Origin of the sequence: Mucilaginibacter gracilis (genome assembly GCF_003633615.1) — a bacterium.
GTDB lineage: Bacteria > Bacteroidota > Bacteroidia > Sphingobacteriales > Sphingobacteriaceae > Mucilaginibacter > Mucilaginibacter gracilis.
In genome coordinates, this window is the sequence record NZ_RBKU01000001.1 from 4,476,727 (window position 1) to 4,500,018 (window position 23,292).

General features: G+C 39.3%; 26 protein-coding genes. 18 read left to right on the forward strand and 8 right to left on the reverse strand.

Going from position 1 to position 23,292, the window contains the following annotated elements:
• Nucleotides 1–95 precede the first annotated feature (95 nt).
• A complete protein-coding gene (locus BDD43_RS19875) occupies nt 96–1,328 on the forward strand; it encodes a serpin family protein (protein WP_121199317.1) in 1,233 nt (410 codons plus the stop codon).
• Nucleotides 1,329–1,398: 70 nt separating this feature from the next.
• On the opposite strand, the gene BDD43_RS19880 is transcribed toward BDD43_RS19875, so the two are convergent.
• The gene (locus BDD43_RS19880; RefSeq protein WP_147425689.1) at nt 1,399–1,806 is read right to left on the reverse strand and encodes a hypothetical protein; all 408 of its coding nucleotides are present in this window, start codon (nt 1,804–1,806) and stop codon (nt 1,399–1,401) included.
• A 936-nt stretch (nt 1,807–2,742) separates the two neighbouring features.
• Between BDD43_RS19880 and BDD43_RS19890 the strand changes: the two genes are divergently transcribed.
• Both BDD43_RS19890 and BDD43_RS19895 read left to right on the forward strand, forming a co-directional pair.
• On the forward strand, nt 2,743–3,156 hold the full coding sequence (locus tag BDD43_RS19890) for an organic hydroperoxide resistance protein (RefSeq protein ID WP_121199320.1): 414 nt from the start codon (nt 2,743–2,745) through the stop codon (nt 3,154–3,156).
• A 231-nt stretch (nt 3,157–3,387) separates the two neighbouring features.
• Nucleotides 3,388–3,612 (forward strand): hypothetical protein, encoded by a 225-nt coding sequence (locus tag BDD43_RS19895; RefSeq protein ID WP_121199321.1) that lies wholly within the window; start codon nt 3,388–3,390, stop codon nt 3,610–3,612.
• 5 nt (nt 3,613–3,617) lie between these two features.
• Here the strand turns inward: BDD43_RS19895 and BDD43_RS19900 are convergent, their stop codons facing one another.
• The gene (locus tag BDD43_RS19900) at nt 3,618–4,157 is read right to left on the reverse strand and encodes a 5' nucleotidase, NT5C type (RefSeq protein ID WP_121199322.1); all 540 of its coding nucleotides are present in this window, start codon (nt 4,155–4,157) and stop codon (nt 3,618–3,620) included.
• Complete coding sequence (locus tag BDD43_RS19905) at nt 4,158–4,565, reverse strand: hypothetical protein (RefSeq protein WP_121199323.1); 408 nt, start codon at nt 4,563–4,565, stop codon at nt 4,158–4,160. It lies immediately after the preceding gene.
• 633 nt (nt 4,566–5,198) lie between these two features.
• Here BDD43_RS19905 and BDD43_RS19910 point away from each other — a divergent pair.
• From BDD43_RS19910 to BDD43_RS19945, 8 genes are all read left to right on the forward strand, one after another.
• Nucleotides 5,199–5,819 carry a TIGR04282 family arsenosugar biosynthesis glycosyltransferase gene (locus BDD43_RS19910; RefSeq protein WP_121199324.1) on the forward strand — a complete coding sequence of 207 codons (621 nt, stop codon included), beginning with the start codon at nt 5,199–5,201 and terminating at the stop codon, nt 5,817–5,819.
• A 184-nt stretch (nt 5,820–6,003) separates the two neighbouring features.
• Nucleotides 6,004–6,480, forward strand: coding sequence for a hypothetical protein (locus tag BDD43_RS19915; RefSeq protein WP_121199325.1), 477 nt, complete (start codon nt 6,004–6,006; stop codon nt 6,478–6,480).
• Nucleotides 6,481–6,619: 139 nt separating this feature from the next.
• A complete protein-coding gene (locus tag BDD43_RS19920) occupies nt 6,620–7,543 on the forward strand; it encodes an IS982 family transposase (protein WP_121199326.1) in 924 nt (307 codons plus the stop codon).
• Between the two features lie 30 nt (nt 7,544–7,573).
• The gene (locus tag BDD43_RS29760; RefSeq protein WP_147425690.1) at nt 7,574–7,780 is read left to right on the forward strand and encodes a hypothetical protein; all 207 of its coding nucleotides are present in this window, start codon (nt 7,574–7,576) and stop codon (nt 7,778–7,780) included.
• A 520-nt stretch (nt 7,781–8,300) separates the two neighbouring features.
• Entirely contained in the window at nt 8,301–9,017 is a 717-nt protein-coding gene (locus BDD43_RS19930; RefSeq protein ID WP_121199328.1) for an RDD family protein, read from the forward strand.
• Nucleotides 9,018–9,504: 487 nt separating this feature from the next.
• Nucleotides 9,505–10,593, forward strand: coding sequence for a tRNA 2-thiouridine(34) synthase MnmA (gene mnmA, locus BDD43_RS19935; protein ID WP_121199329.1), 1,089 nt, complete (start codon nt 9,505–9,507; stop codon nt 10,591–10,593).
• Nucleotides 10,594–10,806: 213 nt separating this feature from the next.
• Nucleotides 10,807–13,209: a type I DNA topoisomerase gene (topA, locus tag BDD43_RS19940; protein WP_121199330.1), complete on the forward strand. Its 2,403-nt coding sequence runs from the start codon at nt 10,807–10,809 to the stop codon at nt 13,207–13,209.
• A gap of 21 nt (nt 13,210–13,230) precedes the next feature.
• Nucleotides 13,231–13,635 (forward strand): hypothetical protein, encoded by a 405-nt coding sequence (locus tag BDD43_RS19945; protein WP_121199331.1) that lies wholly within the window; start codon nt 13,231–13,233, stop codon nt 13,633–13,635.
• Here the strand turns inward: BDD43_RS19945 and BDD43_RS30865 are convergent.
• Nucleotides 13,606–13,734 (reverse strand): hypothetical protein, encoded by a 129-nt coding sequence (locus BDD43_RS30865; protein WP_262707424.1) that lies wholly within the window; start codon nt 13,732–13,734, stop codon nt 13,606–13,608. The genes BDD43_RS19945 and BDD43_RS30865 overlap by 30 nt on opposite strands.
• Before the next feature lie 244 nt (nt 13,735–13,978).
• Between BDD43_RS30865 and BDD43_RS19950 the strand changes: the two genes are divergently transcribed.
• Nucleotides 13,979–14,683, forward strand: a complete 705-nt coding sequence (locus BDD43_RS19950; RefSeq protein WP_121199332.1) for a 3'-5' exonuclease — start codon at nt 13,979–13,981, stop codon at nt 14,681–14,683.
• 6 nt (nt 14,684–14,689) lie between these two features.
• A complete protein-coding gene (locus BDD43_RS19955; RefSeq protein WP_121199333.1) occupies nt 14,690–16,417 on the forward strand; it encodes an ABC transporter ATP-binding protein in 1,728 nt (575 codons plus the stop codon).
• Between the two features lie 90 nt (nt 16,418–16,507).
• On the opposite strand, the gene BDD43_RS19960 is transcribed toward BDD43_RS19955, so the two are convergent.
• From BDD43_RS19960 to BDD43_RS19975, 4 genes are all read right to left on the reverse strand, one after another.
• Complete coding sequence (locus BDD43_RS19960; RefSeq protein ID WP_121199334.1) at nt 16,508–17,227, reverse strand: ABC transporter ATP-binding protein; 720 nt, start codon at nt 17,225–17,227, stop codon at nt 16,508–16,510.
• Between the two features lie 158 nt (nt 17,228–17,385).
• Entirely contained in the window at nt 17,386–17,673 is a 288-nt protein-coding gene (gene gatC, locus BDD43_RS19965; RefSeq protein ID WP_121199335.1) for an Asp-tRNA(Asn)/Glu-tRNA(Gln) amidotransferase subunit GatC, read from the reverse strand.
• A 62-nt stretch (nt 17,674–17,735) separates the two neighbouring features.
• Nucleotides 17,736–18,509, reverse strand: coding sequence for a lysophospholipid acyltransferase family protein (locus BDD43_RS19970; protein ID WP_121199336.1), 774 nt, complete (start codon nt 18,507–18,509; stop codon nt 17,736–17,738).
• 13 nt (nt 18,510–18,522) lie between these two features.
• Nucleotides 18,523–19,254, reverse strand: coding sequence for a lysophospholipid acyltransferase family protein (locus BDD43_RS19975; protein WP_121202050.1), 732 nt, complete (start codon nt 19,252–19,254; stop codon nt 18,523–18,525).
• A 44-nt stretch (nt 19,255–19,298) separates the two neighbouring features.
• Between BDD43_RS19975 and trpS the strand changes: the two genes are divergently transcribed.
• The 5 genes from trpS to kdsB all read left to right on the forward strand — a co-directional run bounded on the left by trpS (nt 19,299) and on the right by kdsB (nt 23,258).
• Nucleotides 19,299–20,294 carry a tryptophan--tRNA ligase gene (gene trpS / locus BDD43_RS19980; protein WP_121199337.1) on the forward strand — a complete coding sequence of 332 codons (996 nt, stop codon included), beginning with the start codon at nt 19,299–19,301 and terminating at the stop codon, nt 20,292–20,294.
• 150 nt (nt 20,295–20,444) lie between these two features.
• Nucleotides 20,445–21,059: a deoxynucleoside kinase gene (locus tag BDD43_RS19985; protein WP_121199338.1), complete on the forward strand. Its 615-nt coding sequence runs from the start codon at nt 20,445–20,447 to the stop codon at nt 21,057–21,059.
• Nucleotides 21,060–21,070: 11 nt separating this feature from the next.
• Nucleotides 21,071–21,808, forward strand: coding sequence for a hypothetical protein (locus BDD43_RS19990; RefSeq protein ID WP_121199339.1), 738 nt, complete (start codon nt 21,071–21,073; stop codon nt 21,806–21,808).
• Entirely contained in the window at nt 21,805–22,527 is a 723-nt protein-coding gene (locus tag BDD43_RS19995) for a hypothetical protein (protein WP_121199340.1), read from the forward strand. The genes BDD43_RS19990 and BDD43_RS19995 overlap by 4 nt, the downstream gene beginning before the upstream one ends.
• Nucleotides 22,524–23,258: a 3-deoxy-manno-octulosonate cytidylyltransferase gene (gene kdsB / locus BDD43_RS20000; protein ID WP_121199341.1), complete on the forward strand. Its 735-nt coding sequence runs from the start codon at nt 22,524–22,526 to the stop codon at nt 23,256–23,258. The genes BDD43_RS19995 and kdsB overlap by 4 nt, the downstream gene beginning before the upstream one ends.
• The last annotated feature ends 34 nt before the right edge of the window (nt 23,259–23,292 follow it).

Consider the following 23,292-nt stretch of genomic DNA (forward strand, 5'->3'; position numbering starts at 1 on the left):
TTTATATAAGCGTCCAAAAATATTTTTTCGTATTACTGTAGCGTTTTTTTAAGGCAAAGCGTATTATTAAATAAACCTGTAAAAAAAACGTTTATATGATACGCAAAAGTTTACTCCCTGCTTTGTGCCTTTTATTATTGTTGTTTTCGGCATGTAAAAAAAACAACCCTTCGGTTGAACAAGGTGTTGATTTGGAACTCACAACTACCGAACAACAAAAAGTTTTAGCCGATAATTCATTTTCGTTTAAACTGTTAAAAAAAGTATCGGCAGATGCATCGTTTAACGATAACCTGATGATATCGCCTTTGAGCGTAAGTTTTGCAATGGCCATGGCAAACAATGGCAGCGCGGGCCAAACCTTTACCGATATTAACAGCACCATGAATTTTAATGGTTTTACACCAGACCAGGTAAATAACTATTACAACAAACTTATAACAGGCTTGCCCAAGGTAGACCCCGGCACCATTTTAAAAGTTGCTAATTCGGTTTGGTATACCCAAACATTACCTGTTTTGCCACAGTTTACACAAACCAATAGCACGCTGTATCAGGCAAAAGTACAATCGGTAGATTTTGGCGCGGCGGCTACAAAAGATATGATGAACCAGTGGGTGAGCGACCAAACCAATGGTAAGATCCCAAATCTTGTAGACAAAACCGATGCATTAGATGTGATGTATCTTATCAATGCACTTTATTTTAAAGGCACCTGGGACAATCGTTTCAACCCGGCCTCAACCCACCAACAGGCGTTTTATCTGGCAAACAACAATACCATTCAAACCGATTTTATGAGCGGTGTGGTACATTATAACAGCTATATTAATAATGACGTGCATGTTTTTGAATTACCCTATAACAACAAAAAATTTAACATGGTAATTATTATGCCCATCACCACAACGGTACAAAGTTTGGTGAGCACTTTAGATTCGGCTAAATGGCAATCTTTAACATCACAGTTACATGCAAATAATGGCAATCTCAATATCCCAAAATTCAAATTCAGCTATGGGCTCCCGCTTAATAATGCCTTAATTGGGCTTGGTATGGGCAACGCCTTTTCGCCTTTAGCCAATTTTACGCGCATTAGCGCTACCGGCAACCTGCAAATAACAAAAGTGCAGCACAAAACATTTATAGAAGTAAATGAAGATGGTACCGAAGCCGCAGCAGCAACATCTGTAGAAATTGGCGTTGGCGCCCCCGCCCCAACCAATAACACTATTGACAGGCCTTTCTTTTTTGCTATCAGGGAAGTAAAAACAGGTTTAATATTATTTACGGGTGTATTAAACAACCCATTATTAGCCGGCAATTAAGTTAACACGGCAATAAAAAAGGGATAGGCAAGTCCATTTTGCCTATCCCTTTTTTTATTATTTTTAGATGTTATGATTGCTTGTGCTCTTTCATATTCTCTTTTATCTTTTCCTTCATCTCTTCCTGCAAAGTTTGGTATTGTTGGTATTGGTCGGCCGTAAAAACGGCCTTTAAATCGGCGTTTTTATCTTTTTGGATCTCTTTTAGCTGTTTAAATTTAGCAAACTTACCGCCATCGCCCTTCATAATCGGGTCGGTTTTTATGGCGTATTTAAGGTTAATAGCCTGCACTTTGGTAGTTTGTGCCGAATCAAGATTTAGTTTCGATTTCATAATCATGGTAAGCCCCTGCGCCTTTTCTTCGGGCGTTCTGCTTTTCATGGTAGCCGCAATGTCTTGCGAAAACACCAGCGAGGTATTTAACATAAAAACCAATGTAAAGCATGAGGCAAATAGCGTAAAAATTCGGGTTTTCATTTTCGGTTTGTTTTTTGTTGTTTGATGGTTTATTATAGCAATGGTTTAATCAAGTTATTAAAATATCATATTTATAACAACTATTTTAATATCTACTTCGCCTTAAATAATTGCCAGCAAAGCATTAAAACACATACCGAACATAGAATTTTAAATACCCAGCACGAGGATATGCCCCGAAAATTCAGATACCCATAAAAAAGCAATACCGGCCAAATATTTGCGCAGTATTAATTTTGTACTATAACCATTCGTCTTCCTTTTCGGTTTGAACAAAGTTGGTATATACAAAAACGATTAACACAAGAGAAAAAACAGCGATTATTTGAAACATAGCTTAAAGTATTAATGGTGCATATAGCCTATATACGGGCAATAACTTTTTAAGGTTTCAATTTTGATAACAATAAGGCAGGTTTAAAAATCAACATCAATAAGTAAAAACAACAACTTGCAGTTAATGAGTACATTACAGTTGATGGTGTAAAACACAAACGTATTAAAAAAAGAAAACGGAAGTCAAATTTTTCAACCTGCGCTCCCGTTTTTAATAACCGCTTTGCCATAGCCTGGCGGTAAGTACCAAGTTTTGTGTGCATTTTAAAATGATTTTTAAAGCACGTCGTTCCTGATGGTACTAATATCGTGTATTTTTTATTCGCTTTCAATTTTGGGCGGAAAGGTTTTTCAACAGGTTATTAACTATAACTACTTAATTATTAACATGTTAAAAATTGATTCGGGTTGTTTTTGGCTGTTTTTTGAGTAATTTAATAAGGGTTATTAACATGGGCGTTTTCAACAAATGATGCGTACGTAATCCCGGTTTTAATCTCGTTTGCGTTATACTTCAATTTATATAAAGCCCCTCAACAATTTCAATTAACTCAAACATCTTAGCCAAAAATTGCTTTATTAAATTAAAAGTAATTGATAATGGAAAAATTATATACCGCTGTAGTTACAGCAAAAGGTGGCCGCAATGGCCATATTAAATCGGCAGATGGTGTTATTGATTTGGAGCTGAAGGCCCCTAAAGAAATGGGAGGCGAGGATGGCTATGCAAACCCCGAGCTGTTGTTTGCCGGTGCCTGGGGTAGTTGTTACTTAGGCGCGCTTGGCTCGGTTGGGAAGCGCGACGGTGTTGATGTCTCGGAAGCTACTGTTGATGTGCATGTTGGCTTTAATAAAGAGAGTGAAACGGCTTACGCCCTATCTGCCGAACTACACGTCCACATACCCGGTATTGACACGGATAAGGCTCAAAAACTTGCCGACGCAGCGCACAAGGGTTGCCCCTACTCTAAAGCAACACGTGGCAATATCGACGTTAAAATTATAGCCGAATAAATTTAAACCGATTTTTATTATAAAAAGGCTTGCCTGCGGGTGGGCCTCTTTTATTTATCGCAATTTAGTGCTTCAAAATCAATACATTAAAATTGGTTTGCAATAATATTCAACCTGACACTTTATTTGATAAAAATTGCCTACTTTCATTAAACATTTCTGGCTTAGTTATTAGTTACTTAATTAAACCAGTTAGCAAAAACCGATAAAACCAATTTTTGTTCACCAATTATGCAGCGCTACAAAAGCTCAGTAAATTCTGGGGTGTTGGCTTATGAGATAGGCGAAGACCGTATTAAGGTTAAGTTTTTGGATGGCACTATTTACCTGTACACCTACCAAAGCGCCGGGGTTGATAACATTGAACAAATGAAGGCCCTTGCCGAAAAGGGCAAAGGCTTAACTACGTTTATAAACCAGGCGGTGAGCGAGCAGTATGCTATTAAAGTAAGTTAACGGGCTTATAATTCGCTTTCCAGCAATTCAATAGCTTCGGCCCAGCTATTAACCCTGTTGTATTGGGTATGGTTGCGGTTATGGCCGGCTGTAAACATAATAGCTTTGCCGCGGCAAAAATCCAGATTTTTTGGGTGATCGTCAATCAAATAATCGGTATGGATTATACTTTTATCTCCACAAAAAACAATATTGTGCCAGCTGATAAAGGCAAAATGCTCTGCAAGCCACTGGTGCTTCTCGTATAACGAAAGCGGAAATTCCATGGCTGCCGATACAATATAAACATCAAAATTAAGCATCAGCCTTTGCAAAGCCTCAATTGCGCCGGCAATAACTGGTGCCGTGCGGAAAAAGCCTGGCGCGTGTATAAATCGGAACAGAGCTTCCTGGTCGGGAAAGGCGTCTTTTTCGGGGATTCCGTGCATGGCTTCTTTGGGTATACGCACGCCCAATTCCCGTTCATACCAAATAATGGCTTGTTCTTCAATATCGGCTATAACGTTGTCCATATCAATGGCAACCGATTTTCTTTGTTGTTTCATCTATTCTTTTTTTGCGGTTACCCGGACGGCGTCGTCTTCCCTGGTCTCAAAAATTATTTGTTTATCCGTTAGTTCTTTTATCCAGAAAGGAAAAATTCTGGTTTTGCCATCGGGCAATTGTTCGGTATAACTAATACTACCCTCAACTAATTTATAGGTGCCATGCGAAAGCACTTTACCACCCCAAATCATTAATAATTCGCCTTTTGGGGATAAGCTGATAGATGGTTTTTTATCGGCCAGTTGCTGCGCCGAAACTGTATCGGGCGGATTGGCCGAATAAGGATTCTCTACTTTAGTATAATTCCACTTGCCTACCAACATTTTAGCATCAATTTGGTGTTTGCAAGCGGCTAAAGCCACACTTAAAACAATTAGGCAAATCAGAAAATAAAACTTTGTTTTCATGGGCGGTGCTAAAATAAAAAAAATAACACCGCAACAACCACAAAATAGCTATAGCACCGGCCAAAAAAGTATAAAACAAAAAGGGTGATAGCCGAGCGGCATCACCCTTAGGTTACAATTCAGGTTTATAATTGGTTAGATTATATAGTTAACAATAGCGGCTATGCCAATTATTGCTATAATGAAGCCTTGTAACTTTTGTTCGAATGTCAGGTTGCTTGATAATGTTTTCATTTTAATTAAAGGGTTAGTCAAATCTATTATAATAAAACACTGTTACAATGGGTGCAATGCACTTTTATTATTATTAAAGTAACAAGGTAATTACATTAATTACTGTTTAAAAGTTTAGTTTTTTCAGTGTTATTTTGGCAAAAAAAACCTTATATTTTTATAACTGCATAATTTAAAAAGCAGCCAAAAAACGTCCCAAATTCAATTTAAACACACAAATTCTGCGCAAAATGCCTGGTGGGTAATAAACACCTATAAATCAAACATTTTTCGGGGTATTAAAAACAGAAAAATAATTGGCGTACAATTTAAAAACAAGCTAAGCTTACACCACTCACATCAAAAAGTAATATTATGGTTTGGCGCAACAAAAAAGTACTTTAAAACCTTATATTTAGCATGTTAACCTATTATGCCATGAAAAAAAGCGCCATCATTATTTTTATAAAAAACCCCGACTTGGGCCGGGTGAAAAAACGGCTCGCTAAAACAGTTGGCGATGATAAAGCGCTTGAAGTTTATAGGCAGATGCTTAGTCATGCCCAACTTATCACCAAAACATTAAGTACTGATAAGTTTTTATACTATGACAGAGCGGTAGATAAAAACGACAACTGGCCAAACGATATTTATATTAAGAAAAAGCAGGTAGGTTTAGATATGCACCAGCGCATTGCCAACGCATTTGCTGAGGTATTTAAGTTAGGTTACCAACATGTAATTATTATAGGTAGTGATTGCCTTGAATTGGATGAACGCATTATTAGGTTAGCATTTAGGCAACTGGAACATTTTGACAGTGCGCTTGGCCCCACTAAAGATGGTGGCTTTTATCTGCTTGGAATGAATGGATTTTACCCCGAGGTATTTAAAGCGAAAGGCTGGGGAAGCCCCAATTTAAGTGTAGAAATATTAAAAATAATTCAGCATTTAAATAAAACCTGCTTCACACTTTCTGAACTGGCGGGCATAGTAACTGTTGAAGATTTGAATGGAAATATAAATATTTTAGTTAGATAACTTATATAAGTTATTGATAAACAATGCCTATTTCTTTGTAGTTAATGCTTGTGCCCGACCCGTTGGCGGAATTAATTTCTTAAAAAGATAATGTTTAAAAGCGGCCAATAGAGCCGCTTTTTTGTTGAAAACTTTTGATTGACAAAAATAATAATTGTTATTACTTTTGAATAAATTTAATAACATGGCTAATATTAATCAGTTATCAAATGCAGTAATTCAGGCTACCGAAAAAGAACTTGAAAAAGATCCGGTAGCTAAAGAAATTGCAGAAATCATCGATGAGATAGCTGTTAAAAAGTCGGAGATAACGGACTTAGAAGCCAAGCTCCATGTTGCCAAAGGTAAAAGACCTGACGTGCAAATAAAATGGCGCGAATCTATCAAATGGTGCTTAGATATTGATTCTGAAAACCCTCGTTACTTTATTAAAAATGCCGCTGGGGTTTACAAGTGTATCGCCTTTAAGCACACCATTGATATTACCGCAGAAATCAAAACTAAAATAACCGTTACCCTATCCTCTCTCTTTAAAGATAAACAGATTGGGCGTGTTATGCATAATGGTGTTTATTACTATGGAATAAAAGAATTTTTCAAAGATGGATTAGAAGAACTAAAAGATAATTATGTATCAAACCTTGATAAATTGATATTGTAGCTATTAAATAGAAAAGCCCTCATAGTTTGGCGACGCAGAGGGGCTTTTCAAGAAGTTAAACAACTAAACGAATAATTCCGTTCGGCTATCTTTCTTACCTCAAAAGTAAGGAAAGTTTTGGCTACGGGCAAAATTTTCAATGCATTCTATTAAGTCAAATTTCGACAAGATATTATGCGTTCTAAGACAGGTCTTAGGCGAAGACTCTCCTATTTTTAAAAAACAAGTTAAACCTGGCCCTAAAACTACTTTCTCTGATATTGAAATAATTGCGCTGGCTTGTACGGCAGAAAGTATGGGCCATACCAGCGAAAACTATTTCTTCGCCCTACTTAGCAAAAAAGATTTTCCAGGTCTTCTTAGCAGACGACAATACAACGATAGAAGGCGAAAGCTAAAAGTTCAGATAGAGGAAGTACGAAAACAAGTACTTTCGCAGATCGTCACCGCTCAACAGGTTTTCATAGTCGATTCTATGCCTTTAAGACTATGTAGGTTCGCTCGAAAGAATTGGGTTAAGATTGGTGCCCAACATCATTACATTAAGCCTAACGTAGGCTATTGCGCTTCGCAGGACGAATATTACTTCGGATATAAGTTACACGCTGTATGTTCCTTTGAGGGCGCTGTCCAGTTTTTTGATGTTACTCCGGCATCATATCACGATGTTAACTATTTAGATAGTATTGGCGAAAGATTTAATGAAACCCGAAAAAATAACAAAGATTATATCCGACTCATTGCAGACAAAGGATATACCAGCCAGTCTTATAAAAAAACACTAAAGGAAGAATCTAAAATTAGCCTCCTTTACGATTCTAAAGCAAATGCGAAAATAGAAAACATCTCATTTATCCCAGAGCCATACAGAAATAAACGTAAAAGGATTGAAACTGTATTTTCACAACTTGCAGATCAGTTTAGAATACAGCAAAATTATGCTAAAACACTGGTAGCCTACTTTACCAGGATATGGTCAAAACTATTGTCTATGACTATCCTAAATTACATTAACCAAAAAACCAATAAGCCGGTTAGTAAAATTAAATATGCATTGATGTAATCTATTTAAGAAATTGATTACCTTTAAAGTATGAGTACTAAAATTGAAAATTACCACGGAGAGGATTTTATTGAAATAATAGGCAATGACCCTATAAATCTTGTTTTCAAGCTAAAAGATGGTGTGGAATATCGATGGATCACACCAAGCGCTCTCCTTCTTTCTATCGATGGCAATAAATCAGGAGAAAGGGTAAGTATACCTATACCATGCGCGGATGCTCAAAAATCTCAATAAATAAGTTAACACAATCTTCCCTGACATTTTCAGGGATTGCATCGAAATAATTTTTATTAAATTCGAAAAAAACCATCCCGTTGCTAACTCCCAATACTATATATTCGATTAAGGATATATATATATTTTTATGCTGATTATTGACTTCCATAAAAAAGTCAACATGCTCTAATTCTAACTTTCTTAATTCAGCTTCAAATTTCTTCTTTCTTGAATAAAAGTCTTCTGTTACATAATAGAATAGAGGCATAGGTTATTTTTCCTCTAAAGTATAAAAATACCCGTGTAAATTCACCTGGCGTTTTATATATTTGGTTAATTATTTATTAGCGAACTCGTTCAGGGCAGCGAAACGACCAAATTCAACCCGAACTATACGAGCCGAGAACTGCCATACGCGATAGCGTGGGGATTATCACTCGTATATAGGCGCTTGGTCGTGCCTGCTGTCCGGTGAGGCCCCACGCTTCTTTTTTTTAATCCGCCAGACTGGGGCTATGGCAACATAAACCTTTTCACAATGCACCCTGCTGGCATCTATCGAAGATTTGCTAACCTTTTTATTGACAACTTAATTTTATTATATGCTATATGCCCGCTGGTAATAGAATGCATATTTAAAATAGATCCGATTTATGAAGATATTTATAAATCAGAAAAGTACTTTTCTCTACAAATATTCTGCTATTGCTCTTTTGGGTATTACACCCTGATGGAATATTTTACTGGCTATACCGTAGGTAAACTCTTAACAAGAACAAAAGTGGCCATGAGCGATGGATCCACTCCTAAAATCTTAAATATTTTACTTAGGTCTATTCTTCGCCTTATTCCATTAGAGCAATTTACTTTCTTTGGGAGAGAAGGCTTCCATGACTCGGCATCCGGAACCATAGTTATACCTTCTTCATTTAAATACACACAACCATCACCTGATATTGTAGTAACAAAGAAACCACAAAAATATAATTCAATTACCTTTAAATCAATATTTAACTCAATGGCTTCAAAATTTGAGTTAAACAAAAAAAAGATCTCATACGTATTCTACGCGATCTTAATATTACTTATTACAATGAACCCTAATCCAAAACAGTTTAAAGAATATCTTGGCTTTTCAGATGGCATTCTATCACGTAAGTATAACTTTTTTGTATGTAGTATATACGTACAAAGGTACTATGATTCTTCTTCAACTTATTTTGCTATCGCCGGTAACTTTATTAAAGTAGATTAAGAATGAAGCGTACATTATCAATTATTTCATACCACTTGATCTGGTTTGGATATTATACAACATCATTGCTTTTTATTTACCTAACATTTTGGCATCACTCAGTAAATATGATTGGCGTTTTTTTTCTTACATAGTTTGTGGAATGCCATTTGTTATTTCACAGTCTTTTATTGATCGATACTATGGAAAGAATAAAAAAAAGCACTCTAATATTTGGGCTATAATTACTTTGTTTTTGGGGGTAATCTATTTATATAGTGCTCTTATTGCGGTTTTTGGACTATATTTATTTGCAGCAGGGGTGCTAAATTTTTGTATATCTTTATCTCTAATAAAATTAAATTAATTCCGCCAACGGGTTTGTGCCCGGCCTTAACCAAAAAACTCCCCCTTGTTTACGATGTATAAGCACCGTTCTCTTTACCTTTAACTGACTAAGGCATACCCTATTTGTTTTATTTAATAACTACTTTTGCACCCTATAACAATGAGCAAGCACGGTAGAATATTAGTGGCCATGAGTGGCGGGGTTGATAGTTCGGTAGCGGCAGTGATGCTGCACGAGCAAGGGTATGAGGTGATTGGTTTAACCATGAAAACGTGGGACTATGCTTCGTCGGGCACTAACACCAAAGAAACCGGCTGTTGCAGTTTAGATAGTATTAACGATGCCCGTGCCCTTGCTGTTGGGTATGGTTTTCCGCATTATATATTAGATATACGCAGCGAGTTTGGCGATTTTGTAATTGATAACTTTGTTGACGAATACCTTGCCGGGCGCACACCAAACCCTTGTGTGCTGTGTAACACCCATATTAAATGGGAAGCACTATTAAAACGTGCCGATAAATTGGATTGCGAATTTATTGCTACCGGGCACTATGCCAACATTAGGCAGCACGATAACGGGCGCCATGTAATATCAAAGGGCCTGGATCAAAATAAAGATCAATCGTATGTGCTTTGGGGTGTATCACAACAAAACCTGGCCCGCACCAAATTCCCGCTGGGTAGTTTTGCCAAGGCCGAGATACGCCAAATGGCTAAAGATATGGGCCAGCTTGAATTAGCCAATAAAAGCGAAAGCTACGAAATATGCTTTGTGCCCGATAACGACTACAGAGCCTTTTTAAGACACAAAGTTGGCGACCTTGAAGAAAGAGTAGCCGGTGGCAATTATATACTTACCGATGGCACCGTTGTGGGCAAACATCAGGGCTACCCCTTTTATACCATAGGGCAACGTAAAGGTTTGGGCATTGCCTTGGGGCAACCTATGTTTGTTACGCAAATTATGCCCGAAAGCAACACCGTTGTTTTAGGTACCGCCGACGAACTGGAACGTAAAGAAGCCTGGGTGCGTAACCTTAATTTAATTAAATACGCCAGCATTGCCGAACCCATTGAAGCCATTACCAAAATACGCTACAAAGACGCCGGTATGTTAAGTAATATAGTACAAATTGGCGACCACATGAAGGTTGATTTTCATCATTCCGTTTCGGGTATTGCACCGGGGCAATCGGCAGTGTTTTACGAGGGTGATGATCTTTTAGGCGGCGGGTTTTTGATATAGTTATTGAACTATTTTTAGTTATTTGTTTACTGAGTTATTGGTTATTGAGGTTAATAAATCAATCATTTACCAAGTAATTACTTAATAACCAAATAACTTAATAACTAACAAGCAACTCAATACCCCTATAACGTTATACCTATCCTCACATAAGCAAAACTAAAGTTTGTGTTTCGCGTACTTTATGCTTTATTTGCAGAAAAAAATTGTTGAATGGCCAAAAATTTACTCATAGTTGAGTCACCGGCGAAAGCCAAAACCATTGAAGGATACCTGGGAAAAGACTTCACTGTTAAGTCGAGCTACGGGCATATCCGTGATTTGGTTAAATCGGAAGATGCCATAGATATTAACAATAACTTTGAACAAAAGTATGAGGTTCCTGCCGATAAAAAACAGGTAGTGAGCGAGTTAAGAAAGTTAGCTAAAGAAGCCGAAATGGTTTGGCTGGCATCGGATGAGGACCGCGAGGGAGAAGCCATATCATGGCATTTATTTGATACATTAGATTTAAAGGATGCAACGACAAAACGCATCGTGTTTCATGAGATCACCAAATCGGCCATAACAAAGGCGATAGAAAATCCACGTAAAATAGATTATAATTTAGTTCATGCACAGCAGGCGCGTCGTGTTTTAGACAGGCTGGTTGGTTTTGAACTATCTCCGGTTTTATGGAAAAAAGTAAAACCATCGCTATCAGCAGGTCGTGTTCAATCGGTAGCTGTAAGGCTTATTGTTGATAGGGAAAGAGAGATCAATAAATTTAAGGCCGAAGCTGCATTCCGCATCGTGGCTCTTTTTGGTAAAGGTCGCGAATCGTTCAAGGCCGAATTGCCGGAGCGCTTTAGCAAACAAGAGGATGCCGAGAAATTTTTAACCGATTGTATTGCAGCAGCTTTTAATATAAAAAGCCTTGAAACCCGGCCAACCAAACGTGGCCCGGCGGCTCCCTTCACCACGTCAACTTTACAACAGGAAGCCAGCCGCAAACTGGGTTTTTCGGTTTCGCGCACTATGCAGGTAGCGCAAAAGCTGTACGAATATGGTAAGATAACTTATATGCGTACCGATTCTGTAAACTTATCCGACACTGCTTTGCAGGCAGCCGAGAAGCAAATCACATCCGCATACGGCGAAAGATATCATCAGTTACGTAAATACAAAACTAAATCGGCTGGCGCGCAGGAAGCTCACGAGGCCATCCGCCCAACGTTTTTTGAAAACCATACCACAGACGGCGACCCTTCTGAACGGAGGCTTTACGAATTGATATGGAAGCGTGCAATTGCATCGCAAATGAGTGAAGCACAGTTTGAGAAAACCGTTGCAAAAATTAGTATATCAACCCGTAACGAAGATTTAGTTGCTAACGGCGAGGTGATGAAATTTGATGGCTTTTTGAAGGTTTACCTGGAATCTTCTGACGAGGATGAAGAAATATCAGAAGACGGCGACAATGCTATTTTGCCGCCTTTAACCAAAGGGCAGTTACTCACCTTACGGGAAATGACAGCTACCGAACGCTACACTCGCGCTTCAGCCAGATATACCGAAGCCAGTTTGGTTAAAAAACTGGAAGAATTAGGCATTGGCCGCCCCAGTACCTACGCTCCTACCATTTCCACTATTCAAAATCGTGGCTATGTGGTTAAAGAAGACAGGGATGGCAAACCCCGTAATTTCCGTGTGATGACTTTGAGCGACGGAAAAATTGCTAAAGAAGAAAAAACCGAAAATACAGGTGTGGAACGCTCTAAATTGTTCCCAACTGATATTGGTGCCGTAGTTAACGATTTTTTGGTTCAGCATTTTAATGGCATTGTTGATTTTAACTTTACCGCTACCGTTGAAAAGCAATTTGATGAAATAGCCCAAGGGTTAACGGAATGGACAGCCATGATCCGGTCGTTTTATACGCCTTTCCACCAGGAGGTTGAAAGTACCACTAAAAATGCCGACAGAGCCAACGGCGGCAGGGATTTAGGTATCGACGAGAAATCGGGCAAAATGGTTTCGGTACGTATTGGCCGTTACGGCCCATTTGTACAAATAGGCGAAAGCGAAAGCAAGGAAAAAGTGGAGGGTCAGGAAAAGCCGGTATATGCAAGCTTGCGCACCGGCCAAATGATGGAAACCATTACTTTGGAAGAGGCAATGGAGCTATTTAAGCTACCCAAAAAAGTTGGCTTTTTTGAAGAGAAGGACATGACGGTTGCCATTGGTAAATTTGGCCCATATATTAGGCACAACAGTGCTTTTTACTCGTTACCAAAAGGTATTGACCCGCTGGATGTGCTGGAAGACCAGGCCATTGAAATTATCCAGGAGAAGCGTAAAAAAGACGCCGAGCGCCTGATTAAAGTATTTGATGAAAACCCGGAGGTTAAAATATTGAATGGCCGTTGGGGCCCTTACATTGAGTTTGAAAAACTCAACATTAAGATACCTAAAGATAAGGACCCGCTTACGCTTACCTTTGACGAATGTAAAGCCCTGGCCGAGATTGCCGAGAAGGAACCTAAAAAAGGGAAATTTGGAGCCAAGAAGGCTGTAGCTAAAGCTGCACCTGTTAAAAAGCCTGCTGTTAAAAAGGCAAAGGCAGTTAAGAAATAATATGTTACTTTTTCATGTGTTATGAAAAAAGACTTACCTGATAATAACGTTAAAGATATAGCCATTGCTGTGGCACTTGAGCGCGAAAGCAGCGAAAGTAAAATATGGTACGTTTATTTAATAAACCTAAAAAAGGAAATTATTGAAAACGTATTAATTACATCAAAAGGTTATGGCGAAAAAAATGGCGAACAGGTAAAAACCTCCGTTTTAAGGCATATGATACCTAAAGTTGAAAGCCAGGGGTACGCGCTGATTGAACCAATTGACGAGGCTACCTTTGGGCTAAACAACGAGTATTGGCTGAGTTATTACTTAGACGGCAATATTTACGACAAGAAATTTATATTCCTTCCCGAAAGTATCATCGAATCAAATTTTATCAAACTTCCGGTTTTAAATAAACCAGGTGTTATGATCCTTTGACAGTTCCTCGTCGGTTAAACCTTCGTTCCGCAAGGCCAATGTGCGTGGGTGAACCAACGCACTTATAAAGCTTTTTAACTTCGGCACTATATATTTCATATGGTTGGCGTTTAATTACTTAGTTAGCAGCAAATTATAGTCCAAATTTCGTTGTAGCTATTAAAACCTGACTTGCTGGTCAGCCATATACCCAATAATTATTAGTCTGGCATTTTATTGCAATTTTCTATAACAAAAACGCAACGTTTTTAAGGGCAATGCAGTGTATATTTTTTATACAGTGTAGTTAATTTCAGTCAGCCGGTACAGTTTTTAACTACTGTTTTTTTTATTAATTTTAGCTATGCTTCAACAGCTCGATTTGCAAAACATACTTGTGCTTGATATTGAAACCGTACCTCAATATGCTAACTTTGAACAAGTGCCGCCAACTTTACAAAAACTGTGGGGTGCCAAAACCCAGTACCAGCGTAAAGACGAAACACCCGATGAGTTTTACGAACGTGCGGGTATCTGGGCCGAGTTTGGTAAAATTATTTGCATATCGGTAGGTATATTTACCAAGGAGCAACCTATGGGTTTACGCATCAAATCGTACGCAGGGCATAACGAGGGCGAATTGCTCAAAGAGTTTTGCCTTCTGCTTAAAAAGCAACCTGTAAATATGGTTTTGTGCGCGCACAACGGCAAGGAGTTTGACTTTCCATACCTTTGCCGCCGTATGCTGATTAATGGAATTTCGCTCCCTCTGCAATTACAAATAGCCGGAAAAAAGCCATGGGAAATTAACCATTTGGATACCATGGAGTTGTGGAAGTTTGGCGATTATAAAAGCTATACCTCATTAAGTTTATTAACCGAAATATTCAATATTCCAACTCCAAAAGACGATATTGATGGTAGCATGGTGGGCCACGTTTATTGGAACGAAAACGATTTGGCGCGAATATGCACTTATTGCCAAAAAGATGTTATTGCTACGGCACAGCTCATCAGGCGGTTTAGAGGGGACGAGTTGATTGCGGATGAGAATGTAACTATTGTTTAATTAATTATGCTTGTTGTTAAAAACCTTATTGTTGAATTTAAAACCCACGATGGCCTGTTTACGGCTGTTAAAAATATTTCGTTTAAAATTGATAAGGGCGAGGTAATAGGTATAGTGGGCGAATCGGGTTCGGGAAAATCGGTTACTTCGCTGGCTATTATGCGTTTATTAGAACCGTCTAAAAGCATCATTAAAGGGCAGATATTGCTCGACGATATTAATTTGCTTGAACTGCGTGCCCGCGAAATGCGCGCCATAAGGGGTAACCGCATCGGTATGATATTTCAGGAACCGATGACATCGTTAAACCCGGTGCTCAACTGCGGCTCGCAGGTTGCCGAAGCCATCAGGCTGCATAAGGGTTTAAATAACAAAGAGGCAAGGCAACGTACCATTGAATTGTTTAAGGAAGTGCAATTGCCACGACCCGAAAAAATATTTGAAGCTTACCCTCACGAAATATCCGGCGGGCAAAAACAGCGGGTAATGATAGCTATGGCATTATCGTGCGATCCGGAAATATTGATAGCCGACGAACCTACAACAGCACTTGATGTAACCGTGCAAAAAACAATTATTGAACTTTTGCTCAGGTTAAAAGCCGAACGCAACATGAGCTTGATATTTATATCGCACGATTTGGGGGTGATAAGCGAAGTAGCCGACCAGGTTATGGTAATGTACAAGGGCGATGTGGTTGAACACGGCGATATTGCCCAAATTTTTAACAACCCACAACACCCCTACACTAAAGGCTTACTGGCGTGCAGGCCCTCAACGGCGCATCATTTAAAAATGTTACCTACCGTTTCGGACTTTTTGCGCTTTGATGCCGGTGGTGAAATGGTTAAAACCGATTTCAGCATTCATGATATTCAGCAGAAAAACGCTTACAGTATTAACCAATTATTGCAGCGTAAGGTAAATTTATACTCGCAGGAGCCTTTTTTACGGGTTCAAAACCTTAGTAAATGGTATCCGGTAAACGATGGCTTTTTACAGCCTGTTAAAAACTACGTTAAAGCAGTTGATGATGTTAGTTTTGAGGTTTACCGCGGCGAAACTCTGGGCCTTGTTGGCGAATCGGGCTGTGGAAAAAGCACGTTGGGCCGCAGTATTTTACGCCTTATTGAGCCTACATCGGGTACCGTACTATTAGAAAATACCAACATGCAAAGCCTAAGCACCGAGCAAATGAGGCAAATGCGAAAAGATATACAAATCATCTTCCAGGACCCTTACTCTTCTCTAAACCCAAGGCTTACTGTTGGCGAAGCTATTATGGAACCTTTGCGCGTGCATCAATTGTATAACAACAATACCGAGCGCAAAGAGCGGGTTATGGAGCTTTTAAAGCGTGTAAATTTAAATGCCGATCATTTTAACCGTTACCCTTACGAGTTTTCGGGAGGGCAGCGGCAACGTGTTGTAATTGCAAGGGCCTTGGCTTTACAACCCAAATTTATTATTTGCGACGAATCGGTTTCGGCGTTAGATGTTTCGGTACAGGCACAGGTATTGAATTTACTGCGCGAATTACAAGAGGAGTTTAGCCTAACCTACATCTTTATCTCGCACGATTTATCGGTGGTTAAACACATAGCCGATCGTATTATAGTGATGAACAAGGGTGCTATTGAAGAGGTTGGCGATGCCGAACAAGTGTACTACAACCCAACAAAAGATTATACCAAAAAGCTTATTGCCTCTATCCCCGGAATGGCTAAGGTTTAGTTTAAAGTACTGAGCTTTAAATGTTGAGTCAAAAAAACAAAGCAGCTATTAACCCGCAAATACTCATGACTATAAACTAAAGACTGACGACTAAAGACTGGCTGTTTGTTTGCTTGTATGTATATCGGTATTTAAATAATCTTTTTCTACCAATCCATCGCGCATACGTACAATACGGTGGGCGTGTAAGGCTATATCCTCTTCGTGGGTAACTAAAATAATGGTATTGCCCTTAGCATGAATTTCTTCCATCAGGGCCATAATTTCTATAGATGTTTTGGTATCGAGGTTACCCGTAGGCTCATCGGCCAATATGATAGATGGATTATTAATTAAGGCACGGGCCACAGCAACGCGCTGCCGCTGCCCGCCCGAAAGCTCGTTTGGTTTATGATCTATACGGTTACCAAGTCCAACATTTTCAAGGGCACTTTTTGCGCGCTTTTCGCGGTTTACTTTATTTACCCCGGCATAAATAAGCGGGAGGCCAACGTTATCTAAAGCGGTATTACGTGGCAAAAGGTTAAAGGTTTGAAAAACGAAACCAATTTCTTTGTTACGTACTTCGGCAAGGTCATTATCGCTCATGCGGCTTACGTCGGTACCATTTAATGTGTACTCTCCTTTGCTTGGTGTATCAAGGCAGCCTAAAATATTCATCAGGGTTGACTTGCCCGAACCCGAAGGGCCCATTAATGCCACAAACTCACCTTTGTTAATATTTAACGTAACCGATTTTAAGGCGTGTATAACCTCGGTACCGATAACATATTTACGACCAATATCTTTAAGCGTTATTAATGGTTGCATCCGTTTTTTCTTTCTTTGACTAAGATATATAGGTAAATGTTACAAGCGGCAGTTTATTTATTTAGTGCCACGCATTTTTAAGTATCCGTTAATGATAACAGCCTATCAGATGCTTAAAATACGTTTCTTAGGATCAATATTGAACTGTCAAAAATGTATTAGCCTATCACTTTGGCAACTCTAAAATAGTCGGCATCGTGCTCAGGAGCATTTTCAAGGGCTTCTTCGTGGGTTATTTCCTGTTTAACAACGTCTTCGCGGATGCTGTTGGTTAATTCGGTCATGTAAACCAATGGTTCAATGCCAGTTGTGTCAACCTCATTCAGTTTGGCCATAAAATCCAATATCCGGTTCATATCTTTAGCTAAATCCTTTTTTTCGGTTTCTGTAACTTCAAGGCGCGCTAAGTGGGCTATCTTCTCAACGGTTTCGTTATCTATTGTCATGGCAGGTAAAGTTAAATAAAAAGATAATGTATTTTGTATTGGCAGGTGTAAATCATATATCCCTATCCAACCGAAACTGATTTCATTGTAACGGCATTCGGCAAATCCGCACTCATAAATTTTTGATTAATCAGGTTATAAACCTCATCCTTCAACAAATCGGCATCATTAATAGTAAGGTGGGCGGTTTCAATGGATTTATGAATAAATATATCGCAAATGCCGGGGCGGCTGCCGCGTTTAAAGCCACTGTCGTGTAAAATATGCCAGGTGTTTAAGGAAGTAATTGGTAGGATAGGTATTTTTAACTCAATAGCCAACCGGAACGGGCCGCTTTTAAATTCCTCTAAAATTGGAGGGTACTCATCGCCTATTTTGCCTTCGGGGAAAATGATAAGCGTTTGGCCTTGTTTAAGGTTTTCTGCCGCTTTTTTAAATGCTTTAAATGACGATATTTTGCTTTCGCGGTTAACCGGAATATCTACCGTTTTAGCAAAAATTTTAAAAAAAGGTGTGTTTGCCAGTTCGGCCTTGCTCATAAAATGATAGTTGCCTTTAACGGCAATACACATTGCCAAAATATCAAGGTTAGATGTATGGTTGGGGCAAACAATGTAGGTACGGCTCCAATCTACCGGTTCCTGCTCGGTAACATTAAAAAAAATACCCGATGCCGTTGAACTTATATAACAGCATACTCGCCTCAATTTGTTTAACGTAGGGTATCTTGACTGCTTGCGCGAATAAAACCAAAGCAACGGATAAAACAGTGCTAATGTTAGCAGAGCCGTAAATATGTAATAGTAGTTGTGTAAGCGCCTAAAAAAACGAATCATTTATTCAAGATGTTTACCATTGGCCACTTGTAAATTTGGTATTAATGATGCCGAATACTTCATCCTTCAACCTGTCGGCATCCTCTAAGGTTAAATGTGAAGTTTCTATGGGTTTATGCACGTACACATGGCCAATGCCCGGGCTGCCACCGGTTTCGAGGCCGGTATCCCATATTATTTTCCAGTTGTCTACACATGTTATGGGCAATATTGGCAGCTTAAGCTCAATAGCCAGGCGGAAGGGGCCGTTTTTAAATTCGTTTAAACGGGGCGGATAATCGTCGGGTATTTTGCCTTCGGGGAAAATTACCAGTGTACGCCCGTTTTTTAAATTTTCGGCAGCCTTTTTAAATGCCTTGAACGACGACATTTTACTTTCGCGGTTAACCGGAATATCCATGCTTTTAAAAAAGATAGCTAAGGCCCAGTTTTTTAAAAACGCATCCTTACCCATATAGTGAAAGTTATTTTTGAGTGCCATGTTGCAAGCCGTAACATCCAGACTGGAGCTATGGTTAGGACACACAATATAAGTGCGCTGCCAATCAATAGGCTGTTCGTACTTTACCCGGTAAAAAATGCCCGATATGGCCGAGCTGCACCAACTGCAAGCCTGCCTAAGCCGGTTCATGGTTGCGTAACGGGACGGCTTTCGCGAATAAAAATACAGTAGCGGATAAAACAGTGCAACAAAAAAGCCAACGCTGTAACGGTAAAAACGGGCGTGGATTTTTTTCAATATCATTTTCATCGTCCTCAAAAATAGAAAAAATACTTACTTTCGCCCAAATGGAAACTGTTGTTAGCGGTATTAGGTCTACCGGAAATTTACACTTAGGGAATTATTACGGAGCTATTCAAAACTTCGTTAAAATGCAGCAAGAATATAAATGCTATTTTTTTATTGCCGACCTGCATTCATTAACCACACACCCTACCCCCGAAAACCTGCACGGCAACGTTAAACAGGTGCTTGTTGAATATTTGGCTGCCGGTATTGACCCGGAAAAAGCGACCATCTACGTACAATCGGACGTGCCGGAGATTGCCGAGCTGTATTTATACATGAACATGAACGCCTACCTTGGCGAATTGGAACGCAGCACATCGTTTAAAGACAAAGTACGCGCAAACCCCGAAAACGTAAATGCAGGCTTATTAACCTACCCGGTTTTAATGGCTGCCGATATTTTGATACATAAAGCCACCAAAGTACCCGTAGGTAAAGACCAGGAACAACACCTTGAAATGGCCCGCACCTTTGGTAACCGTTTTAACCGCCTGTACAATACCGAATACTTTGCAGAACCTTTTGCCTTTAGTTACAGTGCCAACCTGGTAAAAATACCGGGATTGGACGGGAAAGGCAAAATGGGAAAATCGGAAGGTGAGGCTAATGCGGTTTACCTGTCGGACTCGCCGGAGGTTATCCGCAAAAAAGTAATGCGCGCCGTTACCGATGCAGGGCCAACGGTTGAGAACCAGGAAAAACCATCGGAAATACAAAATCTGTTTGATTTGATGAAGGTTGTATCGTCGGCAGATACTGTCCAACATTTTGATAGCTTGTATAACAAGTGCCAGATACGCTACGGCGATTTGAAAAAGCAACTGGCCGAAGATATGATTATTGCCACAGCCCCCATTCGCGAACGCATTGACGCCATTGCCAACGACCCGGCTTATTTACGCAAAGTTGCCGAACAAGGTGCCGATAAAGCCCGCGAAAGTGCACGGAGAACTATTAGTGAAGTAAGGGAGATAATTGGTTTTAGAAAGTTTTAAAGCCCCCCAACCCCCTAAAGGGGGAGCAATAAAATCTATTTGTTATTGCAGATGTTTTAATTAATTTGCACTATAAATAACTAACATACTTAATATTAAACTATTTCCCTTTGCCTCCCTTTTAGGGGGCCGGGGGGCTAACCATATCGCATGCATATAGCCATTGTTGGAAACATAGGAGCCGGTAAAACAACGCTCACAGAATTATTGGCCAAAAATTACGGATGGGATCCGCTATATGAAGCTGTTGACAATAACCCTTACCTGGAAGATTTTTATAGCGACATGAAACGGTGGAGCTTTAATTTGCAGATTTATTTTTTAAATAGCCGTTTCCAGCAAATTATAGAAATACAAAAAAGCGATCGCCAGATTATACAAGACAGAACCATTTACGAGGACGCCTTTATTTTTGCCGAAAACCTGCATGATATGGGTTTGATGACAACGCGCGATTTTGAAAACTACCGATCTATTTTTGATAACATTACCGAGTTTATTAAACCTCCCGATCTGCTTATTTATTTAAAGGCATCGGTGCCTACACTTGTTAGCAACATACAACGCCGCGGGCGCGAATACGAAAGTGGTATCAGGCTTGATTACCTTTCAAAACTGAATGACAAGTATCAGAAATGGATTGAAAGCTATAAGCTTGGCAAATTATTGATTTTGGATAAAGACAACCTTGATTTTACCAATAACCCCGAAGACCTGGGTACCATTATACAACTGATAGAGCGCGAGATAAACGGATTGTTTTAATAATATACAGCATGCGGAGTAAGTGGCTTATTTTAGTTGTACCAATCTTATTTGGCTTTATTCAGTATAATAATTTAAAAGAACTCGATTTGAAATCCTTTAAGATAATCATTCCGAGGACTTGGGTTTATAAAGAAGAACGTGGTGAAGATTCCTTTATTGGAAGAATATTAACAATGCATTCTTACTTTGTATTCGATTTTAGTTATCACGGTTATGCTAATTCATTAATACCAACCGAACAAGAATATCTAAAAAAGGAAAGCTGGTTAAAAGATTGTTTATTTTGTAAACCAGGTATAACTTATACAGCCAATTTTAATGTAAAAAGTGAGAAGGCAAGGCAAATGAAAGAAAAGGGAATAACCGATTCTACATTGGTTAAAGTGGAAGCCGAGCCAACGCCCAAAAGTGAAATTCATCAACCAAATCAAAAAGAGAAAATAAAATATCCTAAAGCTGATTATATTGCGAAGTTGACATATAAAGACAGCGCAATTATTTTACCGATAAACATACCTTCTGAAATAAAAAATCACAATATTCGTATAGACTCAACCAATAGATATATCATAAAAACAATATCGCCAAAAGTTACTGGTAAGGGTATTACAGCTATTTATTTTTATGGCAAAAAAGATCATTTAACATTTAATTTGGTGGCTGCTAATTTAGATGCGCGAGAGCAAGAACAGGCTTTAACTGCCTTTAAAACTATATCTATTAAGGAAAGGGCTGACATTAGATGATGAAAGTTAAAAATTTTATTTATCTCTTTTTATTTATATCCTTATTTAGTTGCACCAAAAAGCTCGATACAGGTTACTTTACAATGGATATGCCTTACGGCTGGAGCTATGAGCCTGGTAATGGTACCGATTCGTTTGTGGGTACTATTACAACATCGTCGGGCACCATATCATTTGATTATAGTACAATGGGCTATGCCAGTAGTTTAATTGCAACTGAGCAGCAATACCTAACCGACGAAAAAAACTGGTCCTCTTCTACCTGCTATTTTTGTGACCCGGATGTTACTTACGTGCCCAAAGAAAAACTGGAAGCCGAAACTAAACGTTTAATGCAACAACAGGCAATTAAAGGGGCATTGCCTATAAAAGTGGAGGCTAATATTGAATACACTAAAAAGATTCGCGTGCCCGACGATAAATGGCGAAGGTATTATCCCGGAGCCGATTATATTGCCGACCTGAAATATAAGGATAGTACCATTTATGTACCCATCCGCATACCTCAATCCATTAAAAGCCATAACATACGCCTTGATACTACTCAACAATATATCATCAAAACCATTTGGCCCCAAACTGCTACCGAAGGCAAAACCGGGGTTTACATTAAAAGCCGCACTTCGCAGTTAAATTTTAATATGGTGGGCGACGGCCTTTCGGAAGGCGACCAGGAAAAGGCGTTGAAGGCGTTTAAAACGATTACATTGAAAAAATGAAGATTTTAGGTATTATACCCGCCCGTTATGCGTCAACCCGCTTTCCCGGAAAACCGTTGGTTGATATCAACGGTAAAAGCATGATACAGCGCGTTTACGAACAGGCAAAAAAATGCGATACCTTAACCGAGGTTATTGTTGCCACCGATGATGAGCGCATTTTTACGCACGTACAACAATTTGGCGGCGTTGCGGTGATGACGGCACAAACACACCAAAGCGGCACCGACCGTTGTGCGGAAGTTGCCGGTGCGCATCCCGAATACCAGGTGATTATCAATATACAAGGCGACGAACCATTTATAGATCCGCAGCAGATAGCCAAAGTGGCATCGTGCTTTGATGAACCGGATACGCAGCTTGCCACCCTGGTTAAAAAAATACAAACAACCGAAGAGTTGTATAACTTTAGTTCGCCAAAGGTTATTTTAAATAAAAACTCGGAGGCAATTTATTTTTCGCGCTCTCCCCTGCCCCACGTGCGTGGCAGCGAGCCGCAGCAATGGCTTTACCATTATACTTATTACAAGCACATTGGTATTTATGGGTACCGCAGCGATATTTTGCAGCAGGTAACGATATTACCGGTATCGTCACTTGAAAAAGCCGAGAGCCTTGAACAATTGCGCTGGATTGAGAACGGTTACCGCATTAAAGTTGCCGAAACCGAACTGGAAACCTATGCCATTGATACGCCGGAAGATTTGACGAAGTTGTTGAAGAATTTGTAACGTGCCCTTGCCTTACATGTTTTTTGATTGCCTG